The sequence below is a fragment of the Pseudoalteromonas sp. PAR1 genome (assembly GCF_947311895.1).
Lineage (GTDB): Bacteria > Pseudomonadota > Gammaproteobacteria > Enterobacterales > Alteromonadaceae > Pseudoalteromonas > Pseudoalteromonas lipolytica_C.
In genome coordinates this window covers 1-22,554 of record NZ_CAMZMY010000007.1, presented here as the reverse complement: position 1 = coordinate 22,554, position 22,554 = coordinate 1, and the positions used below count along the sequence as shown (strand labels likewise).

Here is a 22,554-nt window from a genome sequence, read left to right as displayed (position 1 = left end):
TTAAAGGGTTTTAGGAAAATTAAGTGAGTTCATTTCCCCAGTCCATGGGTTTAACGCCGCTTTTCTCGATTAAATCAGTAAGGTCGTTTTCAATATCGGGTATCAAAATAGGCTGGTATTCATCAAACAATGCATCGTCTTCATCTCTAAACGGGTTATCTAACTTTTCAATAATTTTTACATGGTATTGTTGAGGTTCACTCTCAAAGCGAGGTTCTTTCCACAAATACAGTAAATCGCTATGTTCATTTATAAGTGTTAGTAATGCCGCTGCCGAATCTTTATTTTTTAATACTTGTTGCCAAATTCTTTCTAGTTGGTCCATTTTTAACGTGTCCTTATGATGGCTAATTCAAAATAATAAAAGTCCCTTTAAAATAATAACGACCTTGCCATCATAATCAAACACGTTTTCTTATTTGTTAAGCGCATCCCAATCGATAGGTGGTACCGTTCGTTTTACATAGGCACGGTAGCAGTAAACAGCAATGAACGGCCACCACAAAATAAAAATAGTCCCAACCTTAAAAAAGGCCGGTACACTCTTTTTACTTTTAACATTGGTAGAGGCCGCTTCTAACCACGATGCCAAAGCAAAACCAAACCCTATAAATAAATACGCATATAAAATTAATAGTGTCATTTCTGTTTCCTCACTTTAATAAACGTTGACTGTGTTTCAGTCGTTAACATATTTGAAGCTCGCGTGTTATCCATCCATATAAAATTGAATTTCCATATGTTAAAACGCGTATAGCCAGCTTGCTCTTTCATCGCAAAGAATTTAGGTGGTTTAACCTTATAAAATGCAAACATGATCATGCTTTATCCTCTAACTTTTCCCAGTAAGCATTCCACTCGGTTGGTAAACCAATTACTGAACCATCAGCATTTAATACAAGCGGCTTACCAAACCAATTAGCTCTAACGGAGATGGTTTCAGAAAATCGTGCGCGACAAATAACATCTTCTATATGCGGCGCATCTGGCGCTTTAATAATAACCTTCTCGCTTATGGCCAATGCCAACAACCTTCGTAAAAAAATCATTACCTTTGCCTAAGTTTTTACTGTCAGATTCGGATCAACTTCCCAGTGCTTCATCACGGGTACCGTAAAGCAACTGCAATTGACTGTTTCTTTTGCCGGTGCTTTGGGGTCATGAGGGTGCATCATCTTAATGCCGCCAATAGTAAAAGGTTCATTTGCTGCAGCGCGAGTATTGTTTGCGGCCAAGTGACTAACGCGGTGTTCTTTACGCCGACCTAAACGCCACTCTTTTTCCATGCCTGGTACTGCATCACCAATTTCGTTCATGCGCATATGGCTTGCTGTGTTATACAAGCGACTAAGCTCAGTGTTTACAATCGCCTTAGCGCGCCACATTTTTTTCTCGCCTAAACTTTCTGCTATGGCTTTTTTAGCGGTTTCGCTATCTTGCGCCCCCATCATCACAAGCCCAAGTTGCGATCGAATATAATCAGCCTTACCGCTTAACACGTCTTTAATTCGGTCAACCATAAAATTATCAATGGCCACAAGTTGACGATGCTGTAAAAGCTGCGTCATAGCATTTACCGTTACACCGCCGGCTTTAAGTGGCGCATCAATTAAATTAATACCTGCCACCCATGTGGTTTGTGAAAAAGCTTTAATTTGTGCAGCGCTTCGCTCACCCAGTTCAAGCATCACCTGGTTAATTTGCCCCTGCAACTTGCCATAATGCCATTGCTGCCAATCTGTCGGCTGTCCTTGTAAAATGGTTTGCGTGTTTTCTTCAGCAAGCTCAAGCAATCGCAACAGCGAATCCCAAAGCCCCTGCTTATTTTTAAGTAGCGCTTTGAGCTGTGCTGTACGGGCTTTATTAAAGGCCTTGGTGCGTTCACTCGGTGTCATCATCTACGCCTGCATCGTCTGCACCATCAAACTCGTTAAAGGTGTCGGCTTTTACCTGGTCTTTCGCTTTTTTGGCAATAGCAGCTTGCGCGTTTATAAGCTCTTGCTCAGGGTCAATCTCAACACCTAATCGGTCCGCAATTGATGCAATCACACTTAACCCCGTTTCTTCGGTCATAATGCCCTGTGTAATCCCAAGGTTTACCGCTACCACAACTTGCTGCAGTGCCGCAGCATAACGGCTTATATCTTTGGCAGTCATTTCTGGCATCACCACCTTTGACTTAAACACATCAGTTTCAACCATGCGGTCTGGCTCAATGCCCATGGTTGCTGTGTAGTACTGACGAATAACAAAGGTCGCTATTTCGTGCAGCATGTAAATAATGTAGCGCTGGCGCATAGCAAGTATTTTAAATGTCGGCTCGGCCATGGCTTCGCCGTTCGCACGGTTAACATCCCCCCCATCAGCAAACCAACTTGGTGGCATAGTCGCACCACCAAGCATGTGGTTTCTAAATAATTTGGCTAAGGCTTCGGTGTCGCCAGAGCCTAGGCTGGGGCTTTCTGCTTTCCATTCTTCTGAATCGTTATGCACATTCGCTGAGCCTGGTCTTGGCGGGTTGCTTTCAATTTGTGCAGCTCGTTCATTTACTTTATTTTGGTCAGCGCCTTTTAACGTAACATCCCACACAAACGCCCGGGAGTTTTCAGCACGATCGCCTTCACCAAAAATAAAGTCGTCGTATAAATCTAAAAAATCACACTGCGCAGTTAAATCAGAGTTGCCCCGTCCGTGGGCGCAAAAGCTGTTAATTGAAAAATAAAAAATATCGCCATCATTAAAACCTTCACGTAATCGCTGTGTTTGTTTGGTAAACACCGACTCTGGGCCATTGATGACCACTCTATAAATGTATTGTCGGCCATTTGTCATACGCTTGGTTTTTACACCAACTGGTTGCTCTGGGTTGCGTGGGTCGTAAATAACTTCCTCAACATGGGCAGGGTCTAGGTAGCTTAATTGCACTTCGCCACTCAGCGGATTAACAAAAGCAGGGTAAAACTGCTCGCCAAATATCGACAGCTCACGCACTTTCTTTTCAAGTTTAATAGCCATGTTATTAATTGGGTGCGTCCAAAATGCATCGATGACGGCTTGATAGTCTTCATCCTCGTTCGTGACTTTTACGCCTTCCGCCAATAAATACGCGAGCGGTAACTCAATAATGCGGTTAGCAATCATGTTACTTTGCCAAAGGTAAGGCGCTATTTTGTTCATACGCGCGCGTGTTGGCCCACTTAAGTTACGATTAGAATCACCAGAGAGCTTTGAATATAAGTGGTCATCAGCATCAATTGAGCCAGCCATAGCACCTGCTGCTTCTTTAAATGTGGTAGCTGATTCATTTGCAGCAGTGTTGCTTGCAATTGTTTCAGTAACAATTGCAGCAACTTTTGCTGCAAATTCTGCCTCTTGTTTTGCCTTGCGCTTTTTTGAACCAAACATAGCTTTTTAACCCTTTTGTAAATCTTTTACATTTGCCTAGGCGGCGCTAAATAAAATTTTCCGTGCAATGGCACTCAAAACACATTGCAAACGCTTAAAATCGCTCTGAGAGCGTCACCCTTAGTTTTTGATTTTTACCCAGACTTATCTGTTAGTACTTGGCCACTTTCATTTATGGTTCGATAGTTGAAGTCATCGCCACCTAAACTAATCCAAGCAAGTTGCTCATTTCTAAAGTTGCCAATAAATATCCATTCAGAGCCGTTAAAGTACTGAAGTGTTACTTTGGTAGTTGGAGCTAAATAGCCAATTGCTCGTCTAAACAAACCGCCTGCACGTGTTCGGCCTTGCAAGCGAGATGGTCGAGTATTCATTGAGTTTTCAGCTTTAGGCACATTAACACCTGCAGCTGGCTCGCCTTCTTCCAAAGTCGCTGCATTTACCAGTACACCCGCAACAGCAGTATCGCCGTGTCGCCATTTACCATCACTGCCTTTGTCGCGGCCATCATCCATTTTTGGCTGGCCTTTATCTAAAATAACGCGCCGATGATCAGCCACTAGATCTTCACTCTCAGGCACGGTAATTAATTTGCTCTCGAGTGCAGCTTTATATTTAGGGAAAAATTGGTTGTACCAAGGCCGCGATAACATCACGCAATCAATTCGGCTTTCGCCATAACGTTGCATGGCTTTTTCTGCCAACGATTGGCCATTACCTCGGCTATCAAATTTGCCGTGAAAAAACAGCGGCACATTATCGAGCAGGTAAAAGGTAATTTGTTCTTGGCAGTCAAACGGAATATTTCTTAACTCAATTAAAAATGGCGTGTGATATTTAGTAGGGCTTTCCTGCTGCATAAGCCATTGCACACTTAAGTCACCGCTTCGGCCAAAGTCTTGCCCAAACACAGTTCGTTTACCTGGCATGGCATCAATTAACGGTTTAATTGTGTCTTTCAGCCAATCATCAATTATGCGAGTACGCTCAGGGTTCGTAACAAAATCATCAGGCTTTTCTAAGCGAACGACTTTGCTATCTGGATGCTGGCAACGTTCAACCAGCATACGATTAATGTAAACACCACCACCTGCACTTGGGATCACATCAAGTTCTTCTGCTGCACCATCACCATAAAAGTCGTATATTTCTTGCGCCCAGGCATCTTCTTTTTCTTGAGTCCACTCTAAGCCCTTCATGGCACAAATGCGCTTATACAAGCCTTGGCTTAGCGCTTCTCTAAATGTTGTGCGGTAAACCTTGTATGGTTTTTTCCCCGCGCGACATTCTTTAATGAGTAAGTTAAATGGGTTTTCTTCACCATCATGGGTGCTAATAATGCGCACCTTACCGCCCCAAATTAACAGGGCAAAAGCGGCTTTAATAAGTTCATCTAAATTATCGTGGAATGCAGCTTCATCAAGTATCACGCGGCCTTGTTTACCACGTAAGTTTGATGGTCTGGAACTCAGCGCAATAATTCGAAAGCCACTGGCAAAGCGAATTACATAAGTAAGAATATCCTTACCTTCATCAGTAATAATCTCTTCGCTTACGTGATCACACACTTCGTTAAAGCTTTTAGCCCAGTTCGCACAGTCACGAATAAACTCTTCGGCCATGTCTTTGTTATAACCGATGTACCAGCAATCCATGCCGCCAGCTGCTTTACTTGCCGCAGCATCAAGCACACTCGCTGCAGCCTCGCCCCAACTTAAACCGATACGGCGCGACTTTTCATAAATGATAACGGGCGACTGGTCCCAAACATATTCAGCCTGGTACGGTAATAAAATCGACGTTAACTCTTGTGTGTCCATTGCCATTACAAACGCTCCCCAGCAATGGCACGGCGTATTAAATCAATATTGCCAGAGCTTAAACCTGCCGTTTTAGCTGCACTTTCAGCTTGCTCTTGTGCCTCGGCTAACGCTTGTTTTCGGGCTTTCTCAGCAATTTGTTTTTCTAAGTCAGCGTTATAGTTGGCACTGCGTTGCAACCGGCTAATACTTAAAACCAAATCACCAAGCGTTTCAGGATCAATCGGATCTTCTTGGCTCATTAAATTAGAGGTCGTTTTAAATGCAGCGCTTTGCAGTAGGTTCATTAACACTCGGCCAGTATCACCAATACTCGATAAATCGCATTGTTTCGATAGCGCCTCAACATAAGCTTGGCTTTGTTTAATATCGTGGCTAATTTGTTCAATACGCTTTTTTTCACGCCAAACCGTATTGTCATCAATTGACTCAACATCGGTTTGCTCACCACTTATGTTCGCCAGTTCGTCGTTAATCGCATCGGCAATTTGCTGGCAAGTGTATTGCTTAGTGCCTAGCATCTCGCGCAGGTTTTCACGTATATGCTCAGGTAAGCGCTCAATCTTATTGCCGCGTGCCATGTTAGTTGCCTCCTGGTGCTGGACGCTTAACACCGTCAACCGACTTACGGCCAGTGGCAACATCAGCGCCTTGCTCAGTGATCCGTGCAACCAAGGTTTTATCACCCACCACATCAATAGTGAGCAAACCCACATCTTCTAAAAAGCGCATATGGGCACGCACTCTATCGCGACTAATATTGTGGCCATAGGTTGCTAATACACAACTCAACATACTGCAGTTAGCGCTATAGCCTGCCGCCTCATTTAAGGCGCGCAAAATAACTAAACGCTGATCAGCATCAAATAGGTTTTTCATTGTCCTCACCCTTAAAAAAGCGCTCATAAATAAACGCAATAACAAATTGGCCAAACGCAAAAACAAGCCAAAAACACACGTACATGAAAAAAAAGAACCCAGCGATTACCAAACAAAGTACACTCCAAAGCTCTAGTTCATGCTCATTTCGCATTACTGTTTACCGGATATTTTTGATTCAACAATCAAATTAAGCGGATGCTCAATGCGTTTTAAAAGATCATGTAAATGGTTATTTTCACCCTGTAGCTTGGCGACTTCTTTACTTAACGCACTGACATTTTGAGGTAAGTCTTTCACCTCAACTTCGATGCGTTGTACAGCCGCTTTGACTTCAGTAAAATCTTCATTCTTCACATACGTTTGCTCTACCGTTTGTAAGCGCTTGTCTTGTGCCGTCACATCATCCTTGCTAGCAAATGACTTTTTAAGTGCATACACCACCACAAAAAACACCAATAAAACTACACCTTGTACCCACGGGTACCACTTAACATATTCATCCACGGGGGTTACTCCTGTTTATTTTTGCTGTATTTGCAATGCGGGCTTCGGCTTCAAGGCGAACACCGCTAATTGAGTGCCAGCCTTTTAAAAATGCATTAACTAAAGTGGGGTCGCCCACAGGGCAAATGCTCTGTGGGTCTGGGTTGGTACCATTTTGGTAAGTAGTAATGCGCGCTTCGCGACCACGCTTAACGTAGTGAGGATAACTTTTCATGCTGCCTCACTCATTTTAAGTTCACGAATAACGCGCTCGATGCGGTTTTCAAGCTTAAATAAGCGACGATGCCAGCCAAATAAAAACGCAATTTGGCTAGGATCATTAACTACAATACGGCTGTATTTGCTGGCTCGGCGTGCAAAGTAGTCAACCATTAAGTTCGTTTGGTTTGCGTTAATGGCTGCAGCAAAGGTGCGTGAACCCAATATGCCATCAACCTTTACTCGCAATACTTGCTGCAAAAGCATATTGGCCAGTGGCACGCCATGGTTAATAGCAGAATCTAAATGCAACATGGCTAATTCATATAAACCATACTCAGCCAGTTCTTTAGCACGGCTACCACGCCAAAAATCACGATGATAAATGCGCATGGCTTGAGGCCATGTCAAATTAGCTATATCAACATTCGGGTAAGCAGCTTGGCTTATGCCATACCGCGTTCGCCCACCTTTGTCGGCGCTATGATCAGAGTCGCCTCCTTCTGCCTCATATATCCAGTCCATGCAAAATAAAAACGCACGGCTGTAATTCGGGGTAAGGTCGGCAAAGTTTTGTGTTTTCATAGCGCCAGTGTGGCGCTATTTGCTGGGGGGCTAAATTAAAGGGTTTTAGTAAAAATGAGAATTAGTTGGGAGTTTTTGTTTGTTCCTCAACTTTCAAGTTCTGAAATGGTGGAGTCTCTTTGGTTGACTCATTCTGAGCAGTTTGTTTTTGCTCTTCGACAATTTCTAGAACCGATTCCATAAGCTCTTCTTTAGAAAAATTAGTTAGAAGCTGCTTCTCTAATGTCTCTATTCTAGCTTGTGATATTTTTAGCCTTTCTTCACTGATAGTAATGTTTTTATTCGTTAGATAGCCCGAAACCATTAAAGATAAAAATGCTATCAAAAATGAAGCCAGACCTATTTGTCTAGTCAGCTTGTTATGAGTATTTGTGTCATTGTGAGCCTCTATCTTCAACGCAAAATCAAGGCCTTTGGCTGTAAGAGTATAAACTTTATGAGAAAGAATTAAGGGCGAATTGTCACTTGCTTCAATAACTCTATTAACAGCCTCTTGTTTTTCCCACTGCTTTATTAAGCCATCTTTAACTAATTTTCCAAGTTGTATCTCACAATATTCAAATAAATTTGTATTTTGAACTTCTGTAACATCAACTCCTGATTCTTTTAATAACTTGATGCAATTGTTCTTGTATTCAGGGTATAACTCAATGAAATAGTCAGCTTCAGGAAAAACCAACTCATCGTATTTACGGAGCGTTATAAGCAGTTTTTCTACCGGATAATGATTGATATTTGTTAAATCTGCTTTCATTTATTATCTGCTTTCTTAGTTTTGCCCAATTCAGATGTCTGCTCTTCTTGCTGATGTACTTTTTCACCTAATGACTTAATTTGCTGTTGCTGTATTTCCAAGCGCTGTTGGTTTAGTTGCATATTTTGGTTAGCTATATAGGCCAAGTATGCTGAGACACTAACAGCCACTAGTGATAAGAGAAAAGAAGAACCTGCAATCCAGCGCATTAATGTATTGTGTTTATGAGTATCGTTATGCCTGCGTTCGGCGTCATTATGAGCTTCAAGCTTTAATACCAAATCCAAACCTTTGCTAGTCAGATTATATGCAACATTCCTATAGCGAACTTTGGCATTAACACCAGAGTCATCAAGCTCCACTCTGTGGGCTATTGGTCTCCATTCATTAATGAACTCATCTCTAGTTAGTTGGTTTAAAATCTTGGTACCTTCTAGTCGCTTATCTTCATCATGAAAATCACTAAAATCTATACCAATTGCTTCAAGTAAAATTTCATAGCTTTTTACTAATTCAGGAAATTGATTAAAGGGTGAGTCATTACCTACAAAAACTAAATTTGGGTGCTCCCTAAACATCAATAATAACTTTTCTATTGGATAATAATTATTATTAATTATTTTTGGCATTACTCGCATATAGTTCCAGAGACTCAATTATAAGCTTTACAAAATAACCAAAATGTTAACCCTAGCAAGACAAATGAAACAAATATAGAAAAGCCCAGTTTCAATTGTACTTTTGTTTCTGCACTTAAGATTTCACCTTTTGCTCTGAGAATATCATCTGCTTCATCTTCAAAATTTAAAGCTAATTGCTCAAATACACTAACGTATTCTTTTTTTAGTATTTTAAGGTTTGAGAATTGCCCGAAAAGATTGAATACTAAGATCGCTACAAGGGAAGTAACAGTGACTAACACCGTCACATTTTTAGCAAATTCCATACTCCCAAATGTGCTAGCTTCAACTTGAGTTGTAGCAAACCAAATACCGGCGGGGAGTGATAAAAGCTTTGTAGCTACATTATCAAATACGTCATAAACTTTCTGAGTATATTCAGAGCGCTTTTCTTGATACTCCTTTCTTACCTTATCGAAAGTGTAGTTTTCAACATACCCTTGGTAGCTCAGTTGAACGTTAAAAATTAACGAGCTCAAGTGTTGTACTAAATAACTAAAACGTTTTTTTACATCAACATCTTTTAAAAAGCTCACTAATTCCTTGCAAAGCAAACAGGTGATAGCCTCTTTGTGTAAATCTTTACTAAGGATTTTATCTAAAACATCAAGATCAATTGGGTGGTCTAGGTCTGACTCTGATAAAGTGAATTCAAATGCGAGAGGCCGCTCATAGAAGATTGTTCTATCTCCCCCCTCAGTTTCCTTCGCCAGATTATGAATTAAAGTAAAAACTTTACTGACATTTTGGTAATTAATAAATTTCTCAGAGCCGCTATTTGCATCAAAAACCTCATTTGCCTCAATTAGAAAAACACTGTTTACAGGTTTCTTTACGCATTCTTCATAAGCTAATAATTCATTCCAGTTGTTACACACAACAAAGCGACTATGAATTTTCTTACGGTGCAGCTCTACCTTAAAAAGAACATCTTCAGCAAAAAACTTTTCATCAATAAACTCTAAAGCTTTTTCTCCTAATGGTTTGTTAGCTTTAGTGTATTCGTATGACCCACCATCGGTCAGTTCAGCATTTTCGAGTTTGCTTAAGAAAGTGAGCATCTGCGCATCAAGTTGTAACCAGCCCGTAACAGTGTCAGCCCCAAAAACTTTATTTTGGAGCCTATTAAAAACTATACTGTAAACATCGGTTATGTTGGCAGACATGATTACTCTAAATCTTTCTCTCTTGCTGCAATCTCTTCATCTAAAGACGCTTTTAAAGATGTTGGTATATTTTTAATAGTGAGTATTCCGTTCTCGTATTGTACTTCTTTACCAAGCATATCACTATCAAAGCTAATTGCCATTCCTTTACCACGCCCTGAAATCTTCTTATAGGAGCGTAAGCTAGGCTTATGAATAGCAAGATCCTCTGGTAAATCAAATTTATCTCGCGCATTTTTTACAAACTCGTCTGGCTTATCAGGGAAAACACGATTTGCAAGTTGGCTTAAAAGAACTTGATTGCCTAGTTTTTGTTGCTCTGTTATGAAGTCGTGTGCGGCTGTGATCTTCCCTGATATTTGTTCATCTGTAAAATCATATTTTTCTTTAGCAAAGCCTCTTATCGCTTTTTTGAGCGCTTTAGTTTCTTGCTTAGCGGCCTCTTTATCACGCTGACAGCCTATAAACTCTTCAAAATAATCCCTTACCTCAACAGCAAGGCCTGTTCTAAACCGGATATAACGTGTACTTAGGCCACTTTGCCACTGTGTTAGATTAATAGCAGCGCCAAGATGTAATTTTTTCAAATCTAAAACCTGACTTGGTATAACATCTAGTTTATTAGAAATATCAATGCCATCCGTTTTATTTAGTATTGCTACTGCTAACCAGTTATCCCCTCGGGTTTCATAGTGATAAAACACCAAGTACCCACCTTTTACCGAGGTTAACTGCTTACTTACAAGTATACTTTCATATCGCCTTGCAAGAACTTTAGTTAGTTCAGGGAAGTTTGCACAATTGTCTTTGTTGTCATAAAACTTATTCAGTTTTTGCTCAAAAACAGGTTGAGCTTCTTTATCGTCCAAAACCTGAAACTCACCAATACTAAGGCTTGCACTACTAAATAACTCAAGCAAATCTTCAGATAGCTTACCAGCTAAACCATCAAGGCTATTTTCTTTATCACGTAGTTGAATTGTTAATTTGTCGCCAGTATTGTCACGCCTGACTTGATGAACAATTACATGCTTTATTGCCATAGCAGTTCCTAATATTTTTTTAAAATTTAAAGGAGGGGTAACTGAAATGTGTTGCCGCATCCTTGCTTATTGCATTGCCCTAGAGGTTCCATGTATTGTTTACAAGTCCTTTCCCATCCAAACAACTCGACCAACAATATGGAGTTGATCTAAACTATCTTGAGGGACAAATTGAGGTTCGTATGCTGGGTTATCTGATAGTATTTTAATTCCACCGGTAAACTGCCTTTGCAAGCGTTTAACCAACAAATGACTATCTAAATCTATTACGTATATACCATCTACAAAGTTATCTAAGGGAGATGTATCAACCACTAATGGCTCACCACTGAGGATAGTTGGGTGCATACTATCCCCCTTAGCTGTAATAACCACTAAATTATTTTTATTTAAATTTCGTTTAGATAACCAATGGCAATCAAACACCATACTCTTTTCAGTATAGGCTTCATTTACAACTATTGAACCGTGACCAGCTGAAGCTTCCACATCAATTACTGGTACATAAAATAAATTCGAAGGTAGAAAATCTGACTCATCAGGCTCAACTAGACGTTTCACTTCTGAACCCTTAGACACCTTTTCTTCACTTTCAAACTTTTTTGAACTCTCGCCAGTTACTACAAAGTGAATATCGAAACCAATCTTCCCTAGTTCTGCTAGCTTATCAGATGGTATCGGAGAGCCCGATTCCCAACGGTAGTATGTGACCTTACTTACACCTATAGACTCAAAGACATCCTTTTGCTTTAGGTTAAGCCTTTCTCTTTCTTGCAACAAAAAAGGTTTCATATATTTATCTTTATTATTGACAGGGTTCACATATGAACCCTATACTTGACCCGAATCTTAACTAAACCGTTTTATGTACTGTTCGCCAAAACCACATAAAAGGGTTACTTCAAAAGGTAATGTACTATGAAAGCACAAGAAATTAAACAAGCTATTAAAGCTAAAGGTTATACCCTTTCAATGCTTGCTGATGCGCTAGACGTCAATCTTGCTACTGTTTCTGGCGTAGTTTGTGGGCATACACAATCTCTTCGCGTTGCAAAAGCCATTTCTAAACTCCTTGATAAATCTGTTGAAGAAGTTTTTCCACATGTTGAGTCATATTCTCGCCCTAGGTTTTTAAAAGGTAAACAGAGACAACAAGGTGTTGAAGAGCTTAAACAATTACTCGCCTCATAAGGCTTAAGTAACCAGTTAAGAACTAAGTCAACCAAAGGACCAGAACCATGATTAAAATGCGCTCGTCGCTGCTCACACAACCACAGCAAGGTCAGCAACTGATTGCTACGCTGCTTATACAGTGTGCGCACAGTAATACGCCGCTGCATATACCGCTTGCGGCTCAAGTCAATAATCAAATGCTTAAGTGTTACAGCACTACAAGCCGTAAACGTAATGTTGGGCATGGGTTTATCGTCAATACAGAGCCAAACCAACACATTTTGTACAGTGTAATTTTGCATGTTTTCCCCTCAAGTTACGGTGTTTTATTCAGCCTAGTGTTAAGGGGTATTAAATGTGAAGTTCTAAAAATTGTTTATTTTTGGAACGTGTTTTTTACCTGCTCAAGCTTGCAAATTGGAGCATGTTATGACTAAGCCAAAACGCCGTCAGTGGGGCCGTATTGTTGCGCGAAGCCTGCCTGAAGCCCTTCAGCTATGTAAAGAGCATGCACAAGCGACACGTCAAATGAGCGTACCACGTATTGCAGACCGCACAGGAATTAGTACTGATATGCTTTATAAACATTTAGGCAGCGGCGATATGCCCACCAGCTTACTGATTCCTTATATGGCAGCTACTGGGCGCGAATACCCGTTAATGTATATGGCACACAGTCTAGATAAACTCATTGTGGATATGCCCAAAGGCAAAAAGCCTAGTAGCAGTAACCTTACACACTTAAATCAATTCGCTAATCAAGTGATCGGTATGGTTATGCAGCTAGAAGAAGGTGCAGGCAATGCACAATATGTCGCAGAACAAATCGTGCTGCTTATGCAACAACTCGCCTATCAAAAACTTGAAGCTGAAAAGCTAGATGAACCGCAAACAAGTTTTGACCTCAGCCCCGATCCAGAACGTCTCTAATTAAGGAAAAAACCATGACCATCAAAGACCAAGATCTATCTAAAAAACGCGTTTTTGTCCAAAAAACAACCTTTGCAAGTAGAAAAGCAAATTTACAAAACACTATTTTACTAACTCAGCCTATCACCACTGAGCAGCTGGATATGTTTGTTGCAACGTTCACTTTGCAGTGCAACTGCTGTAAACGCAAAGAGCACGGCACCATAGCGAAAAACTCCTTTATAGCAGCTGCTAATCACATGGGTTGGCGACAAGTTAAAACCAGCCATATCGACATAGATAGCGCCTGTCCAAGCTGTGTAAGAGAGCTAAAAGAGTTTTACCAAACTCAGCAGGTGCCAGCATGAGTGAACAATACCTATCAACCACCATGCAACGTGGTTTGAACGCTATTAAAGCGTTAAGTGGTCATGAAGCCGATGGTATGCGCCCTGGCGAACTAGCCAAGCGTATGGGTATCAGTCAACCACAAGCAACGTCAGTTATTAAAAATCTGATCCATGCAGGTTTTGCTGAGCACTGCCCATGGGACCAAAACAAAGTACGTTTGGGGCCTGCCCTTATCACCATCGCCAACAGCGCACAACTGGCGATTAATCAGCGTGCTATGCAACTTGAACAAGATCGTAAAAATTACGGAGCAATCGTATGACAACCGAATTATCACCCCAACAACAGCAAGCTACAGTCGAAGCGACTAAGATACTTGCCTCGAAGCAAGATTCACTTCTACAACTTGGTCAAATTCAAGCTTTCAACTTTATAGGAAAACTCGTAACTGTTACGGAGTTAAAGGTTGTTCAACAAATAAAAGAATCTAAGAGTTACAAAGGACTAACTTATTCTAATGAAAATGGCGAACTCGTAACAGTTACGACTTGGGACGAATGCTGCAAACATTTTTTGCACACCGATTCGCAAAATATAGATAACCGACTTCGCAATCTTCAACAGTTCGGTGAAGAATTTTTCGAAGCAGCTCAGCAAATGAAGTTAGGTTACCGCGATTTAAGAGCATTACGTCAATTACCTGAAGAAGCCCAAACGCTTGTTATGGAGTCTGAAGCAGTAGAGACAGGTGACAAAGAGGCGGTAAAAGAGCTAATTGATGACCTAAAAGCGCAGCACAAAAAAGAGTTAGATGCCGAGAAGCTAAAAACCAAAGAGTTAGACTCACAGCGCCAAGTGGCTATTCGTATGCGCGACGAGTACCAAATGAAAGCCATGGACTATCAAACAGAACTTGAAAGCACCAAGTTCAAAGCCGATGCCTGGAAAGACCAAACTAAACACCTGCTATTTGAAGCCACTAAGTATGAAAGCAATGCTATAGAATCACTTAGCCGTTTAATGGCCTTACGTGATCACTTTTTAGATAACGACGATTTATCGCCACAAGTTGTAGAGCACCTTGCTGCTGGTTTACTGCATAGCTTTAAGACCTTAGCAGAAGACTTTGCGCAAGCTTGGCTTGAAACATCAAGCATTCTTGAGGGCTACCTACCAAAAATGCGCCCAAGCCTTGATGTATTGCAAGAGCTAAACGACAGCGCCATGAGTAACGAGGAGTAAGCATCATGGCTGACGATATTTTACTTGGTTTTAAACAGCGAATCGAAAACGCAAAGCACGGCGAAAAAGGCAAGATTTTAGCTGAAGCTAAAGAGCGCCTAGGGCTAAGTAAAGATGCCTTCTACCGTGAGTTAGCAAAACTCGGTTACAGCAGTGGCCGTAAAGCGCGAGCTGACAAAGGCCAAAGCAGCCAAGACCCTGAAAGCCTCGATAAACTAAAAGCCATGCTGGCTGTAGGCAGTCGTAAAAATGGCAAACAAATCGTTGAGACGCCAAATGCTATGAGCATTTTAGCGGCCAATGGCTGTGAGTTTAAAAGCGCAAGCACAGTGCGTAAGTTATTACGTGAGCAAAACGCCACAGCAAGAATGCTTAACCAAAGCACAGCACATGTGCAGTTACGTAGCCTTTATCCAAACCACGTACATCAAGTAGATCCAAGCTTATGCTTAATTTACTACCCACCTGGTGGCAAAAAAGGCCGTGTTCAGCGCTTTATGAGCGATGACGAGTTTTATAAAAACAAGCCAGAGAACCTTGAAAAGATAAAGAACCTACGCGTTTGGCGCTATGTTCTTACCGATCATTACTCTGGTGCAGTTCGTGTTCGTTATTACGAAAGTGCGGGTGAAACCATGGCAAACCTATATGACTTTTTGCTGTGGTGCTGGGGCTTACACAATGATGAAAAGTGCCCAATGCGTGGTTTACCCGACATTTTAGTAATGGATAAAGGCTCAGCAAACACCGCTGGGGCTGTTATTCGCGCACTTGATGCACTAAGTGTTGATGTAATTGATCATGAAGTGGGCCGCGCTCGCGCGAAAGGCCAAGTAGAAAACGCGAACAACTTAGTTGAGAAGCTATTTGAATCACGTTTGATGTTTGAGCCTGTAAACAGCGTAGCAGAACTGAACGAACGTGTTATTGCATGGCAAAACGCATACAACGCCGACCAAATACCTAACTATTCAGCAAAACACAGCCGCCATGGTAAAGGCCGCTATGAGTTTTGGATGAAACGTATGGCACACGGCAAAGTACGTGACCTACCAAGCGAAGACATTTGTCGTTGGCTGCTTACTCATAAAGAAGAAACCCGCACGGTTAAACCCGACTTATCGATCACCTTTGTACACCCTACTGTTAAACGCAGCCAAAAATATGCGCTTGATGGTTTGGTTGGTATTTACAAAGGCCTAAAAGTACTTGTGCTGCCTATGGCGCTCTCTGAGAGTGGCGAAATTTTAGTGTACTGCAAGTATCAAGGCGAGCAGCAAATACACACTGTTGCACCAATAGAAGTTGATGATGCGGGCTTTGATATTACTGGGGCTGTGATTGGCGAACAGATGAAAGCGCCTAAAGACACCGCCATTGATACTGCTCGTAAACAAGCTGAGCGTGATGCTTACCCTGGCATGAGCGATGAGCAAATAGCAAAAGCCAAACGCGGCAAAAAAGCGGTGCCTTTTGGTGGCGCACTCGATGCGCATAGCCATTTAAACGAACTGCAAACACCAGACTTTATGCGTGTTCGTGGTGAGCAAGTTGATACAGGCCTGCAGCAACCAACTAACCGATTAAGCGGTGTTGCTTTACGCAAAGCCATTGTGGCCAAGCGCGGCACACCAATTACCCCCGAAGAAAAAACATACCTTGCTGATCGCAGTATCGAGGCAAACCAATTACCTAGCTTACTTGACGAGCTAGCAACCTTAGACAAACCAAACCACTTAAACGTGGTTAATTTTACCCGTTAGGAGAACCACCATGGGATGCAGTAAAAAACATCAACTACGCAAAGCAGAGCGCGCACCGTTTAACGTTGTATCTGGCCGTACACGCACAGTGTACATGGTGCATGTAAAGCTTATTGATGCAAAGCGCTGGACTGAACTTGCCGACGAAAAAGGCCAGTACATTTTCAATGACGAAAAAGAACGCGACGAGTTTTTTGAGCGCGTACTCGCCACTTATCCAAACCAATACAGGAAGGTGGCATGAACGAACCTAATGAGCACAAAAAGAAGATCAGCCAAAAGACCTGGAAGATAAAACTAGGCCGCATGATGGCGAACCGCAATATCACTTACAAGCAGTTAGTGCAGTGGTTAGACCTACATGCAGATGTGAAAACCAGCGAAGCAACGCTTAACAAAATTGTGACTAAGTCTGAATTTCCTAAACGCGAAAAAACCCGCGAAGCAGTTAAACGCGGCCTTGAGTGCTATGCAATTGAGAATGGCTTAGTAACCGAAAGCAACGTTTACCAAATCTATTTGGATGATCCACACAGCAATGCAGTAACCACTGGCAGCCAGTGGAAGCATAGCAATAAAACCAGACGCCTGATCATTGGTCATGAAGATTCAATTAACGGGCACATTGTATTTGAAACACCGGAGGCAAAAATGCTTACACCACGAGCAAGACAACATTTTAAGGTTCTTAGCGACCCATGGGATAACGAGATTTACAGCATTGATCACGTTTACTTAGGCACACAGCAACGTTATGTAATTGAGTCAATTATCAACTGTGCAAAAGTTGGTACCTTAATGGCGATTGTCGGTGAGTGCGGCAGTGGTAAAACTGTGATGATGAACTTTACCATTGAAGAGATACGCGCAAAGCATCCAAACATTCGCGTTATTCGACCTGCCCGTATCGATAAAAAACAAATAGCGTCAAACACCATAAGTGAGGCTATTTGTCGTGAGCTGAATATTTCTAAGCTGCCACGTAGTAGCGAAGACCGTGATGCAATTATTCGTGAAGAACTAACGCGCAGCTGCAACGCTGGCAACCGTCACATTTTGCTTATTGATGAAGGCCACCGCTTAGATGAAGAAACCATTAAGCAATTAAAAGTGCTGTGGGAGCTAAGCGAAGGTTTCACTAAGTTAATTGGCATTTGCATCATCGGCCAAACCGAACTCGACAAAGTACTTAACTCAATGAACGTGCGCGAATTTGCATACCGTGTAAATAAGCTACAAGTGCCGCCGCTTGGTACCGAGTTAAAAGAGTACATCGATCACAAACTCAAAGCCGCCAATCTGGTACCAGAAAAAGTGATAGAGCCTGCCGCTATCGAAAAGATGCAACAAGCACTACGTGGTATTCGCAAGTTTGGCCGCACAACAGGCCGACCGGATGAAATGGTTGATATGAGTTATCCACTTAACGTTAACACGCTAATGAAAAACCTAATGAACGAAGCCGCTGATGTAGGTGAAGAGCGTATTACGGCTGAGTTAGCTGAAGAATACGTGAGGGTTTAGTGATGGATTCTCGCATTCTAAAAAAAGTTCGTCAGTGTTTAGCGCTTGCCAAACAGGCAACCAATGAGCACGAAGCAGCTGCGGCTATGCGCCAAGCACAAAACTTAATGCGCAAACATAAGATTAGCGAAAGCGACATTGATTTTAGCTATGTACAGCATGAACGCGTTGAAACGGATTGCAAAAAAGTAGTGAGCTACCACGCTGCTTTATTGCATTTAATCAAGCGTGTATTTGGTGTGCGCTTTGTAATGTCGTCAAGTTTGTTTAGCAATTCTGAAGTCTCATTTATTGGTATTAACCCGCAGCCAGAACTTGCTAAATACTGCTACGAGGTACTTTGGACCAAGCTAAAACAAACTCGCCAAGACTATGTAAAGCAGCAACCTAAACAATGTAAGCGTGCAACTAAAGTAGCGCGAGGCGATCGCTTTGCTGAAGGCTGGGTGTTTGGTATTGCTCGCACGGTTGAAGAGTTCGCCCTTAGCGAAAAAGAAACCAGCATTATTGAGCGTTATTTGGCGCAAGAGTTCCCCGACCTAACCAGTTCAGCAACTTTAAAGCGTGGCAAGAAAGCTAATACCAAAAAGGCTGTACTCGACGGCATAGCTGCAGGCCGTCAAGAGTCTTTGCATCGCCCTGTTAACGGACAAGAGCACCAGAAACTAAACCACAACTTAGGAGCTTAACGTGGCCTATTTATCAATTACTGAGCTTAACAAAGCACTACTAAGCCAGTTAGAAACAGAGAAAGAACGTGCAAAGTACTTGCTTCAGTTTGAAGTGACTACCCGCGTAACTATCGAGAACCTAACACCAAAAGCACAAGCTGTTATTGGTGATATTGGTTTGCCATTCACAGGCGATGACGCACAACAAGTTATAAAAGATGCGCGTGCCTGGCTTCAAGAAAAAGCAGCTTGAGGAAGTAACCATGAATAGTGCAACAGCCCAAATAAGCACTCAACGTTTTACCCATTCTACCGCGCCAACAATTTATACCATTGCACAACTTACTGAGCTGGTTAATGGCGAGATTTTATCGGGCCGTAAGCAAGATGCGCTTAATACCTTAGCGCAATTGCAAGATGCGACCCACAAACTTGAAAACCAAATCCATAATATGAAGGATGAAAGCCATGGCTAAACAACCAAACCGCCGCGTAAAGTCAGACGATATGCTGTCTGTAAGCAGCTCAGAAGAACTCGAGCAAACAATTTTTCGGATTGGCCAATTGCAAACCGAACTAGAAATTGCCACAGCTCACACGAACCAAACTATTGAAGATGCCAAAGCGTCTTTAAAAGATAAAACAACGGCGATCAACAACGAAATTAAAGTACTGAGTAAATCAGCACAAATTTTCTTTACCGCAAACCAGCAAGACATAGTACCTGCAGGCAAAAAGTCGCGTGTATTTGATGTAGGCGAAATTGGCACTCGCACACCACCGTTATCAGTAACAGTGAAGAACGGCCAAGATGTGATTGATGCTCTTAAAAAGCTACAAGAACAACTTAAGCTATCAGATCTACTCAGCGTTAAAACATCCGTAAATAAGCCTGGCCTTATCAAGCACCGTGAAAAAATTAAAGATATTCCAGGCATCACATTTAACCAAAAAGAACAGTTCTTTATTAAACCTGTTCATGTGCCTATTGAGCACCTAAATGAAACGGAGCAAACAGCATGAGTACCGAAACATTTAAAGTGCGTGTGAATGGTGGAGCTATGTTTTCGTCTCCCTCATATAAAAAATCGCTTAAGAGTTTCAACAAAGCGAAAATCAATAATGCAGGATCAAAGGTTGAGTTTATTAAAGAGGAAACCTTAGCAGTGCATCAACCCATTAGCCAATCTGCTTAACGATTAGCCGCCTTCGGGCGGCTTTGGAGGACCAATGAAAAAGTTAATACAATTAATCCAAATTGCTAAGCGTGATCTGAATATGGAAGACGATGTTTATCGCGCCAACTTAAAAGCTTGGGCTGGTTGTGACAGCACCACGCAAATGGATAAAAAGCAGTTAGATAAAGTAATCAAAGGCATGGAAAAGCTCGGCTTTAAAAAGCAAAAACCTGTTCGCCGTAAAGTAGACCAGGCATTACTTGATAAAGAACCATTACTTAAAAAGCTAGGTCAAGTTTGGACAGTAATGAAAGCCCATAAGTTAATCGAGAACGGTAGTTATATTGCTCTTGAAAAGTGGGCTGCTAAGCAATCAAAAGGCTTAAATGATGGCAAAGAGATTGAGAGACTAGATTGGATGGTACCAATAGCCAACCAGTTAATTGAGCGCCTTAAACGCTACCACTTACGCTTAATGAAACAAGCAATGATGGTTAAGATCCCCGCTGTTTTACGCTACTACAAAGAGCTAAAAACAGATGAGCTTGATGAACCTAGCGAAATGTTTGCCATTCAAACCAAGTTACAAGCTAGCCGTTTAAATATGCCTACACACATGCAACGTGTTCGCTATTTAGACTTGCTACAAGCTTATGAAGACTGCAACGAGTTTATTCGCCGTTTTGGTAAGTCTTCAGATGACATAAAGGGGGTAAGTAATGCAAAAGCTCGCTAAATGCCCACATTGTCGTGGTCTATTAGATATATCTGCAGTAGCTATTAATAAAGCATCTGACGAGCTGCTTTGCATTTATACAGCATTACCAGGTCAAGCAAGTGCTGCGCTTGCTAATTATGTTCAATTGTTCACGCCTGAAAAGTCAGACCTATCGAGCGCTAGACAATTAAAACTTAGCAAAGATGTTATTGAGCTAACCAAAGAGTTCGATTTAGCAGTATTCACCCAGTCATTAAACATTACCGTTACGAGTATTCGAGATCATTGGCAACGCAATGGCTATCGACGTATGGGTGATGATCATGCCTACCTTAAAAAGGTGCTTGAGACTGAGCAACAAAAGTTTATTCAAAGCCACCCTAAGCAAACCGTTGTATCTGCTAACAAGTCAATCGAAGTAAGAACCGAACGACCGGAAACGTTAGAAGAGTCAACCCGTAAGTGGCAAGAGAATATAGCAAAATACCGGAGGTAACATGAGTGGCAAAGCGCAAACAGCTGAAACTCTATTAGTACTCCTTGACTCGATAGAACGTAAGCTTTTAGAGAATAAAGTCGATGAAGAACAAGCTACAAAATTGGCAACGTTAATAGTCGATGACTTTCGCCACCAGTGTGGTGGTATGAGTGTTTATATCCCTAAAGGTGTTGGGCTTGATGCCATACTTAAGCACAACCAAATTTACCAAGACTTTCGCGGTAATAACCACACAGAGCTTGCTAAGAAATATGGATATTCTGAACAACGCATCTATCAAATTGTTCGGGCCATACATGCAGCTGAATCAAAACGCATACAACCTGAACTATTCTAACCAACCAATTAGCCCCGAAAGGGGCTTTTTTATGGCAAAAATTAACATGAATTTTCCCTGTTGTTTTTTTATTCAAGTGATAATTTACTTTAAATATCTTAAACTAAGTGCAGCTGTACAATATGTACAACTACATTAACTACAATAAATGGAACTATATATGTTTTTGTCAAAATCAAATTGGAAACCAACTTTAGCCATTGCATGTGCAGCTGTTCTTAGTGGATGCGCCTCCCCAGATTACAACTATATCCCAGTGTCGACTCAAATTAGTGAGCCTGCAATTGACAGTGTAAACATTGCGTATGTCGGCGATGTCATGCTCAGACAGGGGAAATACTCAGAACATGATGCTATATATTTACCTTATAAAGTAGAAGTTAGTTGGGCGTATGACCTACATGCTGGCTATTACATTAAGAAGGGAGAAGATAAAGACACTGAAACCTACATGCCGAGTAATGACAACGAAGGTGGTATGGTAGATAAAGCCGCTATTGCAGATCCTTGGAGAGCAGTAATGGCTTATAAAGGAACACAAGAACTTTGTGTGATAACTGCTTTTAACGCTGCTTCATGTACAGATAATGCAAACTTTGAGAGACGTAAAAAACCTATCTTGACGCATGACTCTTTTCAGCAGACATTAATTTATAGCGGTAAGGTTGGTAGTAAAGTAAACATCGGCTATCGTGAGTTTTCAAATAGTCACGCAAGACCTGCGTTTAATAACGATGTGGAATACGATCTAGACTCTTCAAAAGTGATTGGCTACAAAGGTGCCAGAATTGAGATCATCGAAGCAACAAACGAACATATAAAGTATAAGGTAATACAAAACTTCAATAAGGCTGCAATTTAGATTTTCTTGGGTGGGCATTAGCAATATTGCCCGCCCCTCCAAACTTTCAATATTTGAAAGACTGTTTAAAATGTTATCCCACTAAATCCCAAGTCATCCCAGCCTATCCCGTATTTTTCGCGATTTTTATTATTTAGTTTTCTTAACTTGGATCATGAAAGCTGACAGCTCTAAACGCAAAAAAGCCCGACTCTTTCGAATCGGGCTTTCTTTAATTTGGAGCCTGGCGATGTCCTACTTTCACATGGCAAATGCCACACTATCATCGGCGCTGTTTCGTTTCACTACTG

At 41.5% G+C, this 22,554-nt stretch carries 33 protein-coding genes; 17 read left to right on the top strand and 16 right to left on the bottom strand.

What is annotated here, in order from left to right; translation table 11 throughout:
- Positions 1 to 19: 19 nt before the first annotated feature.
- The 16 genes from QL229_RS07510 to QL229_RS07435 all read right to left on the bottom strand — a co-directional run bounded on the left by QL229_RS07510 (position 20) and on the right by QL229_RS07435 (position 11,859).
- Positions 20 to 325: a hypothetical protein gene (locus tag QL229_RS07510; RefSeq protein ID WP_281546686.1), complete on the bottom strand. Its 306-nt coding sequence runs from the start codon at positions 323 to 325 to the stop codon at positions 20 to 22.
- A 90-nt stretch (positions 326 to 415) separates the two neighbouring features.
- Positions 416 to 643 (bottom strand): hypothetical protein, encoded by a 228-nt coding sequence (locus tag QL229_RS07505; RefSeq protein ID WP_281546685.1) that lies wholly within the window; start codon positions 641 to 643, stop codon positions 416 to 418.
- 175 nt (positions 644 to 818) lie between these two features.
- Positions 819 to 1,049: a hypothetical protein gene (locus QL229_RS07500; protein ID WP_281546684.1), complete on the bottom strand. Its 231-nt coding sequence runs from the start codon at positions 1,047 to 1,049 to the stop codon at positions 819 to 821.
- A 9-nt stretch (positions 1,050 to 1,058) separates the two neighbouring features.
- On the bottom strand, positions 1,059 to 1,895 hold the full coding sequence (locus tag QL229_RS07495) for a hypothetical protein (RefSeq protein ID WP_029773182.1): 837 nt from the start codon (positions 1,893 to 1,895) through the stop codon (positions 1,059 to 1,061).
- A complete protein-coding gene (locus tag QL229_RS07490) occupies positions 1,882 to 3,405 on the bottom strand; it encodes a hypothetical protein (protein ID WP_281546683.1) in 1,524 nt (507 codons plus the stop codon). Before QL229_RS07490 ends, QL229_RS07495 begins: the two co-directional genes overlap by 14 nt.
- A gap of 134 nt (positions 3,406 to 3,539) precedes the next feature.
- Entirely contained in the window at positions 3,540 to 5,231 is a 1,692-nt protein-coding gene (locus QL229_RS07485) for a hypothetical protein (RefSeq protein WP_281546682.1), read from the bottom strand.
- Complete coding sequence (locus tag QL229_RS07480) at positions 5,231 to 5,806, bottom strand: phage protein Gp27 family protein (protein ID WP_029773185.1); 576 nt, start codon at positions 5,804 to 5,806, stop codon at positions 5,231 to 5,233. Before QL229_RS07480 ends, QL229_RS07485 begins: the two co-directional genes overlap by 1 nt.
- A 1-nt stretch (position 5,807) precedes the next feature.
- Positions 5,808 to 6,104: an ArsR family transcriptional regulator gene (locus QL229_RS07475; protein ID WP_253039588.1), complete on the bottom strand. Its 297-nt coding sequence runs from the start codon at positions 6,102 to 6,104 to the stop codon at positions 5,808 to 5,810.
- Between the two features lie 153 nt (positions 6,105 to 6,257).
- On the bottom strand, positions 6,258 to 6,611 hold the full coding sequence (locus QL229_RS07470) for a DUF2730 family protein (RefSeq protein ID WP_281546681.1): 354 nt from the start codon (positions 6,609 to 6,611) through the stop codon (positions 6,258 to 6,260).
- Positions 6,604 to 6,825 carry a hypothetical protein gene (locus tag QL229_RS07465; RefSeq protein ID WP_281546680.1) on the bottom strand — a complete coding sequence of 74 codons (222 nt, stop codon included), beginning with the start codon at positions 6,823 to 6,825 and terminating at the stop codon, positions 6,604 to 6,606. Before QL229_RS07465 ends, QL229_RS07470 begins: the two co-directional genes overlap by 8 nt.
- A complete protein-coding gene (locus QL229_RS07460) occupies positions 6,822 to 7,394 on the bottom strand; it encodes a glycosyl hydrolase 108 family protein (protein ID WP_230237635.1) in 573 nt (190 codons plus the stop codon). Before QL229_RS07460 ends, QL229_RS07465 begins: the two co-directional genes overlap by 4 nt.
- A 61-nt stretch (positions 7,395 to 7,455) precedes the next feature.
- The gene (locus tag QL229_RS07455) at positions 7,456 to 8,148 is read right to left on the bottom strand and encodes a hypothetical protein (RefSeq protein WP_281546679.1); all 693 of its coding nucleotides are present in this window, start codon (positions 8,146 to 8,148) and stop codon (positions 7,456 to 7,458) included.
- Positions 8,145 to 8,777 carry a hypothetical protein gene (locus tag QL229_RS07450; protein WP_281546678.1) on the bottom strand — a complete coding sequence of 211 codons (633 nt, stop codon included), beginning with the start codon at positions 8,775 to 8,777 and terminating at the stop codon, positions 8,145 to 8,147. The genes QL229_RS07455 and QL229_RS07450 overlap by 4 nt, the downstream gene beginning before the upstream one ends.
- Positions 8,778 to 8,800: 23 nt before the next feature.
- On the bottom strand, positions 8,801 to 9,994 hold the full coding sequence (locus QL229_RS07445) for a hypothetical protein (RefSeq protein WP_281546677.1): 1,194 nt from the start codon (positions 9,992 to 9,994) through the stop codon (positions 8,801 to 8,803).
- A gap of 2 nt (positions 9,995 to 9,996) precedes the next feature.
- The gene (locus QL229_RS07440) at positions 9,997 to 11,037 is read right to left on the bottom strand and encodes a nucleoid-associated protein (RefSeq protein WP_281546676.1); all 1,041 of its coding nucleotides are present in this window, start codon (positions 11,035 to 11,037) and stop codon (positions 9,997 to 9,999) included.
- Between the two features lie 99 nt (positions 11,038 to 11,136).
- On the bottom strand, positions 11,137 to 11,859 hold the full coding sequence (locus QL229_RS07435) for a S24 family peptidase (protein ID WP_281546675.1): 723 nt from the start codon (positions 11,857 to 11,859) through the stop codon (positions 11,137 to 11,139).
- Between the two features lie 96 nt (positions 11,860 to 11,955).
- Between QL229_RS07435 and QL229_RS07430 the strand changes: the two genes are divergently transcribed.
- From QL229_RS07430 to QL229_RS07350, 17 genes are all read left to right on the top strand, one after another.
- On the top strand, positions 11,956 to 12,228 hold the full coding sequence (locus tag QL229_RS07430; RefSeq protein WP_281546674.1) for a helix-turn-helix transcriptional regulator: 273 nt from the start codon (positions 11,956 to 11,958) through the stop codon (positions 12,226 to 12,228).
- 411 nt (positions 12,229 to 12,639) lie between these two features.
- Entirely contained in the window at positions 12,640 to 13,140 is a 501-nt protein-coding gene (locus tag QL229_RS07425; RefSeq protein ID WP_253039599.1) for a hypothetical protein, read from the top strand.
- Between the two features lie 14 nt (positions 13,141 to 13,154).
- Positions 13,155 to 13,487, top strand: coding sequence for a hypothetical protein (locus tag QL229_RS07420; RefSeq protein ID WP_281546673.1), 333 nt, complete (start codon positions 13,155 to 13,157; stop codon positions 13,485 to 13,487).
- A complete protein-coding gene (locus QL229_RS07415; protein WP_029773198.1) occupies positions 13,484 to 13,792 on the top strand; it encodes a MarR family transcriptional regulator in 309 nt (102 codons plus the stop codon). Before QL229_RS07420 ends, QL229_RS07415 begins: the two co-directional genes overlap by 4 nt.
- Positions 13,789 to 14,712, top strand: a complete 924-nt coding sequence (locus QL229_RS07410; protein WP_281546672.1) for a hypothetical protein — start codon at positions 13,789 to 13,791, stop codon at positions 14,710 to 14,712. The genes QL229_RS07415 and QL229_RS07410 overlap by 4 nt, the downstream gene beginning before the upstream one ends.
- Before the next feature lie 5 nt (positions 14,713 to 14,717).
- Positions 14,718 to 16,475, top strand: coding sequence for a hypothetical protein (locus QL229_RS07405; RefSeq protein ID WP_281546671.1), 1,758 nt, complete (start codon positions 14,718 to 14,720; stop codon positions 16,473 to 16,475).
- A 10-nt stretch (positions 16,476 to 16,485) separates the two neighbouring features.
- Positions 16,486 to 16,719 carry a hypothetical protein gene (locus QL229_RS07400; protein ID WP_029773201.1) on the top strand — a complete coding sequence of 78 codons (234 nt, stop codon included), beginning with the start codon at positions 16,486 to 16,488 and terminating at the stop codon, positions 16,717 to 16,719.
- The gene (locus tag QL229_RS07395) at positions 16,716 to 17,999 is read left to right on the top strand and encodes an AAA family ATPase (RefSeq protein ID WP_281546670.1); all 1,284 of its coding nucleotides are present in this window, start codon (positions 16,716 to 16,718) and stop codon (positions 17,997 to 17,999) included. Before QL229_RS07400 ends, QL229_RS07395 begins: the two co-directional genes overlap by 4 nt.
- A 2-nt stretch (positions 18,000 to 18,001) precedes the next feature.
- Positions 18,002 to 18,688, top strand: coding sequence for a DUF2786 domain-containing protein (locus QL229_RS07390; protein WP_281546669.1), 687 nt, complete (start codon positions 18,002 to 18,004; stop codon positions 18,686 to 18,688).
- A 1-nt stretch (position 18,689) separates the two neighbouring features.
- Positions 18,690 to 18,923: a hypothetical protein gene (locus QL229_RS07385; protein WP_281546668.1), complete on the top strand. Its 234-nt coding sequence runs from the start codon at positions 18,690 to 18,692 to the stop codon at positions 18,921 to 18,923.
- Positions 18,924 to 18,933: 10 nt separating this feature from the next.
- Positions 18,934 to 19,146 (top strand): hypothetical protein, encoded by a 213-nt coding sequence (locus tag QL229_RS07380; protein WP_029773206.1) that lies wholly within the window; start codon positions 18,934 to 18,936, stop codon positions 19,144 to 19,146.
- A complete protein-coding gene (locus QL229_RS07375) occupies positions 19,139 to 19,693 on the top strand; it encodes a host-nuclease inhibitor Gam family protein (RefSeq protein WP_281546667.1) in 555 nt (184 codons plus the stop codon). Before QL229_RS07380 ends, QL229_RS07375 begins: the two co-directional genes overlap by 8 nt.
- The gene (locus tag QL229_RS07370) at positions 19,690 to 19,866 is read left to right on the top strand and encodes a hypothetical protein (RefSeq protein ID WP_274167730.1); all 177 of its coding nucleotides are present in this window, start codon (positions 19,690 to 19,692) and stop codon (positions 19,864 to 19,866) included. Before QL229_RS07375 ends, QL229_RS07370 begins: the two co-directional genes overlap by 4 nt.
- Positions 19,867 to 19,900: 34 nt before the next feature.
- A complete protein-coding gene (locus QL229_RS07365) occupies positions 19,901 to 20,584 on the top strand; it encodes a regulatory protein GemA (RefSeq protein ID WP_029773209.1) in 684 nt (227 codons plus the stop codon).
- Entirely contained in the window at positions 20,568 to 21,062 is a 495-nt protein-coding gene (locus QL229_RS07360; protein ID WP_281546666.1) for a hypothetical protein, read from the top strand. Before QL229_RS07365 ends, QL229_RS07360 begins: the two co-directional genes overlap by 17 nt.
- A 1-nt stretch (position 21,063) precedes the next feature.
- On the top strand, positions 21,064 to 21,402 hold the full coding sequence (locus tag QL229_RS07355; RefSeq protein ID WP_029773211.1) for a Mor transcription activator family protein: 339 nt from the start codon (positions 21,064 to 21,066) through the stop codon (positions 21,400 to 21,402).
- Positions 21,403 to 21,562: 160 nt separating this feature from the next.
- Positions 21,563 to 22,264 (top strand): hypothetical protein, encoded by a 702-nt coding sequence (locus QL229_RS07350; RefSeq protein WP_085065475.1) that lies wholly within the window; start codon positions 21,563 to 21,565, stop codon positions 22,262 to 22,264.
- Positions 22,265 to 22,554 lie beyond the last annotated feature (290 nt).